Source organism: Pirellulales bacterium (assembly GCA_019694455.1).
Classification (GTDB): domain Bacteria; phylum Planctomycetota; class Planctomycetia; order Pirellulales; family JAEUIK01; genus JAIBBY01.
In genome coordinates this window covers 18265-30695 of record JAIBBY010000030.1, presented here as the reverse complement: position 1 = coordinate 30695, position 12431 = coordinate 18265, and the positions used below count along the sequence as shown (strand labels likewise).

Here is a 12431-nt window from a genome sequence, read left to right as displayed (position 1 = left end):
GCAAGCGCTAACCCGAGCCGCGGCCTGGCGTAGCGCTTACCCAACCAGGGGAGGAGCGCGGCGGGCCGTATTGCGTTCATCGACCTCGCGGCGCGGTCAACTGCGTAGCCCCAACGGCGGGGGAGGGTCGAATGCAACCGAAGGGGCCGCGCGGCTGGCGAAAGTTGAACGATCGCACGGCCTGCGCGGCCCAGAGAATCGAGGGGCGCTATTACTGACCGACCACCGGCGCCTCGGCGCTGGCGATCAGGCTCGGCGGCGCCAGCCGGTCCCAGGCGGCCAGAAAGTCGGCCTTGGTGGCCGGGCCTGACTGCGACTTCATAATCGAAGCCAGGTCGGCCGCCGCCACCACCCGCCGCGTCAACTCGGCCGCGGGCGATCCATCGAGCGCGTGGTCCGCCTCGCGCATCACGGCGCCGACGCCGGTCGCTTCCATCGCGATCAGGCACAGGGCCACCTTATGCCATAGCTCCATCGCCTGCGCATGCCGATCGACGGGCAGGGCCAACAGCTTAAGCTGCGGTTCAATCGCCGCCGTCAATTGCTCAGGCGCCACAACGCCTTGCTCGCGCAGCAGGCGAGCGTAGTGATTGTGAAACTCCACGCGCAACCGGGGCAGCGCGTCGTCGGCGTTGATCGTGCCACGCATCTCGCGCATGAAATGGATGCGCCGCAGGTTCCAGCAGGCAAAATTCAACACGTCCATGCCTTGCGCGTTGTCGCCTCCCATCAGGCGGTCGTGCAGCTTGCCTTGCACGTCGCGGATGTACGCCACCACTTCCTTGCGCTGGGCCAGATCGGCCACACCGAATTCGGGGCTGGCCAGATGCTTGCGCACCGCCGGCCAAAAGGTCATCGACTCTTCGATGCCGTCGAACACGTCGTTGGCCGTGATGGTCACACCCAGTTCGGTGGAAGAAACAAACGGCTCGTCGCTAGCCGCATACGCGGGCCGGGCCGCCAACAGCGTTAGCGCAGTGGCCAAGAACCATTTCGTGCGAGTCATGCGCGCGAACATAGACGCCTCTTCTCTCTCGTGACCGGCCATGGCGTACAGGCGTCTGGCGGAGGTTCCTGTTCCGGTGGAACCAATTATGAATAACGCAGACGCCTGCTTGTATTCTGTACGATAACCAGCCTCCGTGAGATTTGTAGCCGCCGGAATCTTGCGAGTCACGCGCCAAACGCTTGTGAAGTTTTTCACCAGGCCGGTAAACATTGCGCCATAACCATTAGCGCCACTCGGCGGCTCAACCGGCCGGCGCAGGCCAGGGAAAAAATGACAATCCGTTGTAGATAGCGGCCAGGCGGCGCCTGGGCGGCGCGGTCCCCGACGGGGCTCAAGACGCCGGGCCAGCTAGAACCAGCTTCGTTTGCCGACGACGTACGTCTGGTAGAAATCGGCGTCGGACTTGGAGAGGTAGATCACTCCCTCGATGATGCCGACGACGTGCGTCACCATCGCCCCTATCCCGCAGGTGGCCACAGTGCCCAGCAGCATGATGATGCCGGCCATCGGCATGCCTAAATAGAACTTGTGTACGCCAAAGCTGCCCAGCAGGAGGGCAAAGATGCCCGCGACAATCCGCTTGCTGTCGGCCGAGCCGGGGGGGAGGGGCGGAACGGCGACGCCGGGGGGAAAAGCCCCCGCCAGATCAGGGCAGACCGCGGCCAACACCCAGTCGCCCATGCCGTCGCGCCATACCAGGTCGTTGGGGTACACTTCGCCGGCGGCGATCCGCTGGCGCAATTCCTGCTCGCTGATCGGGCCGTATTGCTGTCCGTTACGAGCGTAGTACCACATATTGCGGCCGTCTCCATGTCGAAACTCAAAGTGTGGTTACCGCGCGCTCCGCGGGGCGATCACCCCTTCGTCGGGGCTGGACGCGGTGGCGTAGAGCTTGCGCGGGATGCGCCCCGCCAGGTACGACAGTCGCCCCGCCTCAATCGCGGCGCGCATGGCGCGGGCCATGGCCAGCGGATCGCGGGCATGGGCAATGCCGGTATTGAGCAATACGCCGTCGACGCCAAGCTCCATGGCAAAGGTCACATCGCTGGCGGTGCCCACCCCGGCATCGACAATCACCGGGTAGTCGGGGTCGCCGTCTTTGAGGTATTCGAGACAGATGCGGATATTATTGGGATTCAAAATTCCTTGGCCCGAGCCAATGGGGCTGCCGGCGGGCATGACGCTGGCGGCGCCCGCCTCCTTAAGCCGCTTGGCGGTCACGGGGTCGTCGGTGGTGTAGCAAAGGACCGCAAAGCCCTCGGCCACCAGTTTTTCTGTGGCGGCGAGCGTGGCCACCGGGTCGGGGAGCAGCGTCTTTTTGTCGCCAAGCACCTCCAGCTTGACCCAATCGGCGCCGGGGTTCTCTAGCCCTAGCAAGATCTCGCGTCCCAACCGGGCCACGCGAATCGCGTCGTCCGCGGTAAAACAGCCAGCCGTGTTCGGCAAGAGCAGATAGCGATTGGTGTCGATGAAGTCGAGCAGGTTGCGACCGGCGGCGTCGATCAGCCGCTCGCGGCGGACGGCCACGGTGATGCAATCGGTTCCGGACAGCGTGAGCGACTCGGCCATCAGGTCGTAGCCCGCGTATTTGCCGGTGCCCACGATCAGTCGGCTCGCGAGTTCGTGCGCGCCAATCTTCAAGCGATCGGGTGCGATGATGTCTGTCGCCACGTGCTATCTAGCCTCCACCTACCAAAGTGACCACTTCCACGCGGTCGCCGCTGGCCAGCGCGCGAGCGGCGTGCAGCGATCGGGGAATCAGTTCCAGATTCAACTCCACCGCGCAGTGCCTCGGGCGCACTCCGAGTTCGGCCAACAGGTCGGCAATGGTGGTTCCGGCGCTCAGCTCGCGCGGCTCGCCGTTGACGGTGACTTGCACTGCGATTGGCCCCCCGGCCACGGGCCCACTAATTACTGGTCGCGCACCACGGCGGTGCGGAACTGCGTGATGTCGAGCGGAATGAGCGTGCCATGAAACGGCACCCCCGCGTTGTGCAACTGCGGCGTCCACGGCACGCCGTAGGCGGCGATCTTGCCGCTGGTCAACTCCGCGATATAGACCACCGACATGCCGGGGCGCGCCTGGTTGCCGAGCCCGCGGCGCAAGTTGGCCACGCCGGTCACCATCAGATAGCGCGGGTTGCGCGCGGGGTCGATGCCCATATCTTCGAGAATGTTCTTTTCATAAAACGCGTTGAAGCGGGCAAGCTGGGCGCTGAGCACCGCGGCCTTGAGGTCGCCGGTCAAAAAGTCGAGTACGAACACCGCCTCGACATCGGTGTCCAAGGGCCCGGTGGCGATGGCGAAGTTTTCGTAGCGATCGGTGGCCACGGCATGCGCCGGCGGCAGCGGCAGCACGATCTCGGCGTCGGTTTGCCAGGCATGGGCCGCATAACCCACCGCCAGGCCGGCGATGAGCCACGCCACCGGAGCGCCGCCGAGCAGGCGGAACACCTTGGCCAGGCCGCCGCGCCGCGCGGGCAGGGTCGTGCTATGCGGTTGAGCGAGTTGTGGCGTTGCGGCGGGCGCAGACTTCGTGGGGTCATCCATGGACATATTCGACCTGGGGCCGAAGCGCGACAAAGGTGCTATCAAGCGGCGCACAGAGGCCATCGCGCGGGCCAGTCGCAGTTAGCCGCAGCGCGACGCTCCGTAACGCATCGTAATGCTTGCCGCCGTGCGCGGCCAGCGCGCGCTAATTCTGGAAAATCGAGCAAGAATTGCCCGCTCGACCGGGGCGCTAAAACTCGGCCGCGCCCGATGGGTCGGCAAACGGCGTCGGCTGCGGCAAATAAGGAAACGCCGCCGCCGGCGGGACCGGCGCCATGCGCTGCGGCGCATAGCCCCAGCCGAAGCCGGGCATGTTCTGCCCCTGTCCCCAATTGCCGTGGTACATCGGCTGCTGAAAACCTCCCCACGGCACAACCACCTGCGGCTGTTGATACGGCGACGGAATAAAGGGGAAGTACGGCGATGGTTGAATGCTGGTCGAGTTCGAGTTGGGCGAATTCCAATAGCCGGGCGCAAAGTACCACGGGGAGTTCATCCCGGCGGCGAAGCCTTGCCCCACCGGACGCGCGGCGACATCGGCAAAGCCCGCCAAGGCAGCCGTGCCCAGCGCGAAGCCGTACGGCCCGCTCGACGTGCTGTAGGCGCTGTGCTCCATCTGGCTGGAATAGAGATCGCGATGCTCGGGCTGATAGTGACCGCTGTACTGGCGCGTGCCGTGCCAATGCTCGTAGTAGCCGTGTTGGCGCATGGCGACTGGCGCGCCGGCTGGCGGCGCGGCCACCGCCTCGGCGCGCGGCGCGGCGCGGCCGGGACCAGAGACGCCTGGTATTGGCCCCTGAGCGCGTGTGGCCTGTGGGATGGCGATGACCAGCAGGCACAGCGCGCCGCCAACTACCCGGCAAACTGAAGAGCAAGCCAACTGAGTCACGACCTGTTCCTATGAGGGGCGCAGCGGGGTAATTATTTACCTCTTAGGTATATTAGTCAGACCAGAAAGCGACCGTCAACGAACGGTGTTTTGGGGCGGTTTGGGTCCGCGAATACGGCCGGGACAAGGGCGTTCGCCGCGGAACGGCACAGTCGCGGAGAATGGAAGACAAGGGGCGCGTTATTTCAGTTTTTGGCCGATTATTGAAATAACGAGTCGAACTCGCCGTGGTACGCGGGGGGCACGGGAGACAGCGGCAAGAGCCGCGCGCTTAAGACTGCGGCAGGCAGCGCCAGCCATAGTTGCGGCGCAGGGCGAAGCCGACCGTGTTGAGGATCGCCCGGCCGCTGATCGGCTTGGGGAGCACGGTGAAGGCCTGCGCCTCCTGGGCCTCGCGGACCAGGGTATCGTCTGCCTCGGCCGACATGAGAATGCACGGCAAGAGCCCGCGCATCTGATGGACGCGGCGAATCATTTCCAGGCCGGTGAGCCGCGGCATGTGCATATCGGTGAGCACGATATGGATGGGGGCGACGCGGAGGATCGACAGCGCTTCTTCGCCGTCGCGCGCGAGCAAAGTGCGAAAGCCGTGCGGCTCCAGCACGTCGCGAATCGCCTCGCGAAAGTTGCGATCGTCGTCGGTGATGAGGATGGAAGGTTGCCGTCCGATCACGGCTGTGCCTCAACCAAGTCCGCGGTTGTAAGTGCTTGTGAGCAAATGGACATTGGCTGCAAGATGCAAACTAAGTACCAAATTGCCCAGGTCGCGCATATCTCAGTTGGTTCGTGAGCCAAAGTATTGGCCCTATAAGTACTTCTAGCATGCGCTGGCGGCGCATGCAGCAAAATTCGCGGTCAAAGACTTTGCGGCGGCGTTGCCGGCTGGCAGCGACCAGCAACCGGCGCCTGTCAATTCGGCAGCAAGGGGCGCGCAGCCGGCTGGTGGCGTTGGGCGAATTTTGCCGCCGCGCGCGGGAAGGATTAGGCTCGACCGGCGTCTACCTGTTGAGAGAGCAACACGCCCGCGAGACTGAACCAGGCGGAGCATGGACGAAGCGGCCCTAACGCTGGTGCGCGATCTGTTGGCCACGCAAGGGCGGGCGCTGGAACTGTACGCACGGGCGCTGTGCGACGCGCCGGAAGACGTGGTGCAAGAGGCGCTCTTGCGACTAGCGCGCGAGCGACCGCTGCCCGACCGGCCATTGGCCTGGCTCTATCGCGCGGTGCGGAACGGGGCGCTGACGGCGGCGCGAGGGGCGCGACGGCGCCGACGACACGAGGCCGCGGCGGCCACGCGGCGCGATTGGTTTGAGCCGGGCATAGTGGACTGGCTCGACGGTCGGATGGCGGCCGAAGGACTGCGGCAATTGGATACCGACGCGCGCGAAGTGGTCGTCGCGCGGCTGTGGGGCGGGTTGAGCTTTACGGAAATCGGCGAACTGGTGGGCTGCTCAACCAGCGCGGCGCAGCGGCGCTACGTGGCTGGGCTGGGCGAATTGCGAAAGCGATTGGGTGTGTCATGTCCGAATTCAACGAGTTGACCAGCGAACTGCAAGCGTTGGAGGCCGCGCTGGCGGGACTGACGCCGGCGGCCGGCGGCGTTGATCGCGACCGGCTAATGTATCGGCTGGGGCAACAATCGATCGCGCCGCGCGCCGTGGGCTGGCGCTGGCCCCTGGCAACCGCCGCCTTGGCGCTGGTAGCGGGCACGCTGGCGCTTGGCTTGTGGGTCAACCCGCGCGAGCGCGTGGTGTATGTGCGCACGAGCGACTTGATCGGCGACGACGCGGCGGCGCAAGCCAGCGCACAGCAAGCGAGCGAACCGGCGATCGCGCAGCAGCCGCCGACGACAACGAATCCCTTGCCAAGCCAGCCGTGGCCCGGCGCCAGTTGGCAGGTCGGGGCCTGGCGCTGGAGCCCGGCCGCCCTGTACCGCGCTGAATATGCAGAAGCAAGTTGGCGCCCCGCGCGGCCTGCCCGCGAACGGCCGGCGCTACGCTGGGGAGACCGCGAAGCCTGGAACCGATTGCTCGACGAGACGAATGAGCGACCGTCAGCCACAACCTTCGACAAAAAGGAATCGGCATGAACGCAATACGATGGTGGGGGTTGGCGGTGGTTCTGGCGCTAGCAAGCGCGGCGCGCGCGGAGGACGAAGCGCACGTGACACGGCTTACGGCGCAACCCGCCGGTCGGCCCGAGCCGGCGCTGGCGCTGCGACTTTATCCGGCGGCGCGCGAGTTGAAAGCGGGCAACGCCGCCGGGTTGTACTACCGGGCGATCGTACTGATGCAGATGGTCGATCCGCCCGGCCAGGCCGACGCGCTAGCCGAGCATCTCAGCGAGCCAGCCACCAAGCTGCCGCGCGACCAGGCGCAAAAGACGCTGGCCGCGTACAAGAACGCGCTGGCGGAGATCGAGATTGGCGCGCGCCGACAACAGGCGGTGTGGGACATACCGATTCGCGAGCAAGGCGTCGCCACGCAGTTGCCAGAGATGCAGGAATTGCGCCGGGCAGGCCGGCTGCTTGTGCTTAAGGCGCGCTTGGAGATTTTGCAGGGCAATCACGGGGCCGCCGCGCGCACACTGGCCACGACATTGAGGATGTCGCGGCAGGTGGCCGAGTCGGGCCCGCTCATCAGTTCACTGGTCGGCGTGGCCTGCGCGCAGCTTGCGCTGGCCGAGATCGAGAACTGGATCGCCTCCGACGACGCTCCGAACTTGTACTGGGCGTTGACCGAACTGCCCGATCCGCTCATCGACATGCGGGCAGGCATCGAGGCGGAGCAGCTTTGGCTGGAGGCGGAGATCCCAGCGCCGCTGTTGGCGGCGATGCAAACCAGCGTGCTCTCTCGCCAGCAGGCGGACGACCTAGCCAAGCAACTTGGCGAGCTGTTCGATATGGCGGGAGGGGATGCGCGGGGATCGCTGAGCGCCATGTTGACTCCGGCTGGGCAGCTTATGTTGCCGGCGCTGGCGAGCTATTCGCAATTCAAGCAGGAACTAATCGCCGGGGGGCGCCCGGCCGAACTGGTCGAGGCGATGCCGGTGGCGCAGGTGCTGGCGCTGCGCTGGATCGAGGCGTATCGCAACCTGCTCGACGAGTCGATCTTGTGGGCCGCGCGGCCTTACCCCGAGGCGAAGCTGGGTATCGCCGCGTTTGACAAGCGCCTGCGCGAGGTGTCAGCGTCGCCAGCAGGCCTTTATGCCAGGATGCTGCTGCCAGACGTGGGCGCCGCCAACAGGGCGCAGATGCGGCTGACGCAAAAGATCGCGGTGTTGCGCGCGATTGAGGCGCTGCGGCTGCACGCGGCGGAACACAACGGCAAGCTGCCCGCCAGCCTGGCCGAGGTGACGGCCGTGCCTGTGCCGGTCGACCCGGCGACGGGGGGCGCGTTTGAGTACCGACTGGAAGGGAAGACGGCGATTCTGCGGCCCGCGAAGGTTGCCGATCAGTTTCAGTACGAGCTGACCATCGAACCCCAGGCCGACTGAGGCCCTCAATTCACGGAGCCCCGACGATGCGAAGTTTATGGATGCCCGCGATCGTGTTGGTTGTCTCGATGGCGGCGCCGGCGCTGGCGGCCGAGCCCGATCTGGCGGCCTGGTCGTCGCAGGCGCGGGCCGGCACGATCGCCGTAGCGCGGATCGATCTGGCGCGATTGCAGGGTGAAGACGTGTCGTTGGCAATGGCGATGTTGCGCGGGCAGATCTCGACCCCCACTCCAATCACCAACGAGGAGTTGGCAGCGGCCGCCCGGCAATTGGCCGACCTGGGGGCCGGGCGCTGCGTGCTGTTGCTCGGCACATCGCGGGACGGCAAGGGGGCGCTTTCGGCCTTGTTGGTTGTGCCGGTGACCAGCGAGGCGCAAGGGCGCGAGGTGGCCAAGGCGCTGGAACAGTTTGCCGGCGCGTCTACGAGGCAAGAATTGCGCGTTGAGCCGCGCGATGGCGTGGTGCTGGCCGGTCCCGCGGCGCTGGTCGAAGAGCCGGCCGCGCCGAGAGCGGAACTGGCCACGGCGATGGCCGCGGCGGGCGACGCGCCGCTGGCGGTGGCGATTGCGCCATCGGCCGATCAACGCCGCGTGCTGACGGAGCTATTGCCAAGCGCCGCGCCGCAACTGGCGGGCGACGCGCTAGGAGAGATCGTCGCGGCGACCGAGTGGACGGCGGTGGCCTACGAGCCGCAGCGCCAATTGCGGATCGTGCTGCACACCGATTCGCCGGCCAGCGCCGCGCGGGCCGAGGCGGCCGTGACGGGCTGGCTCAAGCAGCTCAAAAAGACATTGCCGCGAGTCAACGAGCTGAGGCCCTTCGCGCCGCTGGCGACCGCGTTGACGCCAAAGGTCGAAGGGGACAACGTGACCTTGGAACTGGCGGGGGACAAGCTGGCGGCGCTCGACGCGGCGATTCGCCCGGCGATGGAGGCGGCCCGCAGCGCCAGTGACCGCGCGCGAGCGAAGAACTGCTTCAAGCAGCTTGGCCTGGCGATGCACAACTTTCACGACGCGCAAAAGCGTTTTCCGAATGCGGCGATCACCGGCGCCGATGGCAAGCCGCTATTGAGCTGGCGCGTGGCGCTGTTGCCGTATCTCGACCAAGGAGAGCTTTACAAACGGTTCAAACTCGACGAGCCGTGGGACAGCGAGCACAACCGGCCGCTACTCAAGGAGATGCCGGCGGTGTTTCAGATCGGCAGGGCCGAAGCGATTGCGGCGGGCAAGACGTGCGCGGTGCTGCCGATTGGCGAGGCGACGGCGTTTCCAGGCGGCAAGGGCCTGGAGTTCAAGAATTTCATCGACGGCACGTCGAACACGATCTTGATGCTGGAGGCCGACGACGCGCACGCCGTGGAGTGGACGCGGCCCGCCGATCTGGCGTACGACGCGGCGCGGCCGCTGGCCGGATTGGGTCAGCACTTTGGCGAGGGGTTTGTGGCGCTCTTGGGCGATGGAAGCGTACACTACATCAGCAGCCGCGCGGGGGAGGATGTGGTGCGCAAGTTGATTACGCCGGCAGGCAAGGAGCCGGTGGAATGGCCGCGGTGAGCCAATGGGCGGTTGTGTTCGGAGGATGCCGAGACGGCCGGCGCTTCAGCGGTCGCTATCCGGGACCGACCAACACGAAAGTCGCCCAGTAGTAGGGGTGTTGCCAGCGCGGTTGAGCGCGAATGAATCGCTTGGCCTCGGCAAGCGCGGCGGCGTAGTCGACGGGCGCGCCTTGCTTCTCGTCGCGGGCCAGGATGCCGCAGTAGTAGCTGATTAGACTGGCGGCGGACTCGTCGTCGACCAGCCAATTGCTGGCCACCACACGGCGCGAACCGGCCACCAGGAAGCCGCGCGTGAGCGCCCAGTTGCCCTCGCCGTCTTGCTGGGGACCGTAGTTGGTTTCGCAGGCGCTCAAGATGGCCAGTTCGCAGGCAGACAGATTCAACTGGCAAATCTCGTTGAGGGTGAGAAACCCATCGTCGCGCGGATCGGCCGCGGCGCGGGGTGATGGCGCCAAGGCAAGCGCGCCAAAGAAGTTGCCGAACACGGGATCGACCAGTCCGTGACAGGCCAGATGCACAATCCGCCGACCGGCGAGCTTGGCCCGCACCTGACCCTCGGTGGCCTGCGCGGCGAGCAGCATCTGCGCAGCAATGTTGTTGTTCTTAAAGACCTCGGCAACCCAGTTTGCCTCGCGGCCTGAGTAGGGCAGCCGGCCGAGCGCGCCGCCGGCGCCACCATAGCGGGCGGGGAGCGGATCGGCGGCTGGCCGCTGGGACGCCGGCGAGTAGTCGGGGTCGCCCACGGTGAGGATTGGTTCCGCGGCCGGCGCGGCGGTAGATGCGCCGCGATGGGCCAGTTGATAAAGGATGGTCGGCGAGGGTCCGTAGATAATCGGAATCTCCAGGTCGAGCAGATACTTGGGCTGGTCGCCGGGTTCGACCACAAGCAACTCCAACGGCAACATGGCCAGTGGACCATCGGGGATGACCACCAGTCGCTTGTATTTTCCGCTGGTGATGTCGGCGCGTTGTTGCTCCGGTATGAGCGTCTGCCACAACCAATGCAGTTTGTCCGCGCTGGTCAACGCTTTTTGTGGATTGGTGATTTGGCGGAGCAAGCCATTGGATTCGTCGAGAAATAACTTTTGCAACATGGCGCCCGAGAGCAAATCACCTTGCACGCCCAGCCCGGCCTGTTGCTCGGCGGTCAACTCAAAAGGCACGCGGCGGGGCGGCTGGGGGGAGCCATCGAGCGTGAAGAGAAAGCCGGTCGAATCGTCGACTGTGAAATAGAGCAGCAGGGCCTGTTGGTCCTGTAGCCATTGACGCATCGCGTCGAGCGAGACTTTTTCGCCCGCCCTGAGCGCTTGCCGATAGAGTGGGCTAGCGGTGCGAATATCGGCGTAGGCGGCCACAAGCCTTTGCCGCGCGGCGGCGAGTTGTTGGACCAGCGCGGCGCGCTGCTCGTTTGGATTGGCTGCCGGCGTGGGTTGATTGGGAAGCGCCGCCAGTTGCCGTTCTAGCTCGGTCACTTGCTGGGCGGCGGCCTGTTCGGCGGCGCGCAATTGGCGCGCTTGATCGGGCGGCACGTCGCTCAATAAATCGACCTGGGATAGCAACATTTGCTCGACGAGCGTGCGCGAGCGGTATTGCTCGGTGATTTCCCAGGCTCGATCCAACTGGTCCGCCGCTGCGAACATCATGGAGGCGAGGCGATAGTGGTCTTGAATACCCGCCACGGCTTGCGCCCGTTCCTGCTCGCCGCCGGCAAGGTTTTCGCGTTCCTGCTCGGCCAACTCCAGGGAGCGATTGAGATCGGCCTGCCAATCGCCAGCTTGCGATGATTGAACGGCCATCCCAGCCCGCAACATGTACAGATCGGCCAATTGACGGGGGGGCGCGCCGATCTGCTCGCAGATCTCGATGGCGCGGGTGAATTGTTGGCGCGCTTGCTCTGGCTGTTCCATGCGGCTGGCGAGTCGTCCGAGGTCGGTATGCGAGATGGCGCAGTTGGAGCTATTGGCGCCGTAGTAGCCCTCTTCAAACTGGAGCACCTGCTTGAGCACGGACAAGGCATCTTCAAAGCGGCCCTGTTGAATGTAGACGCGAGCCAGACTGCTGTCGCCCAGCACCCAAGGGTGCTCTGGCCCCAGGAGGCTGATGTTGATGGACTGGGCCTGACGAAAGTAGCGCTCGGCCTCGTCTGGCCGCTTGGAACGCAATTGCAGTGTGCCCAGGCGACTCGCGATGCGCGACACCATGAGATCTTTCTCGCCGCTTAGCTTGATGGTGATCCGCAGCGCCTCTTGATAGAGCGGCAGCGCGTCGGCGGCGCGCCCTTGATCGTCGTAATAGACGGCCAGATTGTAGAGGCTCTTGACGACATCCGGATGTTCGCCGCCAAACGCCTGCACGCGCAGTTTCAATACATGCTTGTAGAGCGGTTCCGCGTCGGCGTGTTTGCCGGCTTCGGAGATCGCGTGGGCGACGTTCTCGATGGTGTCGGCCACGCGTGGATCGTCGGGGCCGTAGGCTTGAGCGCGCAGGCGCCACACCTGGCGGTGCATCTTCTCGGCTTCGGCAAAGCGATGTTGATACCAGTAGACGTTCGCCAGGTTCGACAACGGAGTGGCGAGTCGAATATCGTTTTCGCCGTACGCGCGGCGCATGATCCGCACGGCCTCGACGCACAATGGCTCGGCCTCGGGGTAGCGCCCCATGTCCAACAGCACGCCCGCAAGGTCGGCCAGCGCCACGGCGGTCCACTGCGGCTGGTGGGCGAAATCGCGGCGGGCGAGCGCGAGCATCTGGCGGCCGACAGCTTCGGCGTCTGGCAGGCGATTGTCGGCTTTGAGGGCGTTGAGCCGCTCTTCCAGGCGAATGAAGATTTGGCTGTCTTGCGCTGGCGCCGTTTCGGCGGCCCAGGGCAGCAACAAGACGCAGCAGAGAGCGATGGCGCGCATAACAAACTTTCCACACCCGCGCAGGCGACG

At 65.5% G+C, this 12431-nt stretch carries 12 protein-coding genes; 4 read left to right on the top strand and 8 right to left on the bottom strand.

Annotated features, from left to right (window positions below):
- Positions 1-211: 211 nt before the first annotated feature.
- The 7 genes from K1X71_13365 to K1X71_13335 all read right to left on the bottom strand — a co-directional run bounded on the left by K1X71_13365 (position 212) and on the right by K1X71_13335 (position 5121).
- Entirely contained in the window at positions 212-1006 is a 795-nt protein-coding gene (locus tag K1X71_13365) for a hypothetical protein (GenBank protein ID MBX7074128.1), read from the bottom strand.
- 351 nt (positions 1007-1357) lie between these two features.
- Positions 1358-1804 (bottom strand): GYF domain-containing protein, encoded by a 447-nt coding sequence (locus K1X71_13360; protein ID MBX7074127.1) that lies wholly within the window; start codon positions 1802-1804, stop codon positions 1358-1360.
- A 36-nt stretch (positions 1805-1840) separates the two neighbouring features.
- On the bottom strand, positions 1841-2680 hold the full coding sequence (locus K1X71_13355) for a thiazole synthase (GenBank protein MBX7074126.1): 840 nt from the start codon (positions 2678-2680) through the stop codon (positions 1841-1843).
- A 7-nt stretch (positions 2681-2687) separates the two neighbouring features.
- Positions 2688-2888 carry a sulfur carrier protein ThiS gene (gene thiS, locus K1X71_13350; GenBank protein ID MBX7074125.1) on the bottom strand — a complete coding sequence of 67 codons (201 nt, stop codon included), beginning with the start codon at positions 2886-2888 and terminating at the stop codon, positions 2688-2690.
- 32 nt (positions 2889-2920) lie between these two features.
- Positions 2921-3559 (bottom strand): hypothetical protein, encoded by a 639-nt coding sequence (locus tag K1X71_13345; GenBank protein ID MBX7074124.1) that lies wholly within the window; start codon positions 3557-3559, stop codon positions 2921-2923.
- Between the two features lie 190 nt (positions 3560-3749).
- Positions 3750-4448, bottom strand: coding sequence for a hypothetical protein (locus K1X71_13340; protein ID MBX7074123.1), 699 nt, complete (start codon positions 4446-4448; stop codon positions 3750-3752).
- 271 nt (positions 4449-4719) lie between these two features.
- Entirely contained in the window at positions 4720-5121 is a 402-nt protein-coding gene (locus K1X71_13335; protein ID MBX7074122.1) for a response regulator, read from the bottom strand.
- Positions 5122-5494: 373 nt separating this feature from the next.
- Here K1X71_13335 and K1X71_13330 point away from each other — a divergent pair, with 373 nt between their 5' ends.
- The 4 genes from K1X71_13330 to K1X71_13315 are packed head-to-tail and all read left to right on the top strand — an operon-like array spanning position 5495 to position 9496.
- On the top strand, positions 5495-5989 hold the full coding sequence (locus tag K1X71_13330; GenBank protein MBX7074121.1) for a hypothetical protein: 495 nt from the start codon (positions 5495-5497) through the stop codon (positions 5987-5989).
- Positions 5968-6537 (top strand): hypothetical protein, encoded by a 570-nt coding sequence (locus K1X71_13325; protein ID MBX7074120.1) that lies wholly within the window; start codon positions 5968-5970, stop codon positions 6535-6537. Before K1X71_13330 ends, K1X71_13325 begins: the two co-directional genes overlap by 22 nt.
- Positions 6534-7943 carry a hypothetical protein gene (locus tag K1X71_13320; protein ID MBX7074119.1) on the top strand — a complete coding sequence of 470 codons (1410 nt, stop codon included), beginning with the start codon at positions 6534-6536 and terminating at the stop codon, positions 7941-7943. Before K1X71_13325 ends, K1X71_13320 begins: the two co-directional genes overlap by 4 nt.
- A gap of 26 nt (positions 7944-7969) precedes the next feature.
- Positions 7970-9496, top strand: a complete 1527-nt coding sequence (locus K1X71_13315) for a DUF1559 domain-containing protein (GenBank protein ID MBX7074118.1) — start codon at positions 7970-7972, stop codon at positions 9494-9496.
- Between the two features lie 55 nt (positions 9497-9551).
- Here K1X71_13315 and K1X71_13310 read toward each other — a convergent pair whose 3' ends face one another.
- Positions 9552-12401 carry a CHAT domain-containing protein gene (locus K1X71_13310; GenBank protein MBX7074117.1) on the bottom strand — a complete coding sequence of 950 codons (2850 nt, stop codon included), beginning with the start codon at positions 12399-12401 and terminating at the stop codon, positions 9552-9554.
- Positions 12402-12431 lie beyond the last annotated feature (30 nt).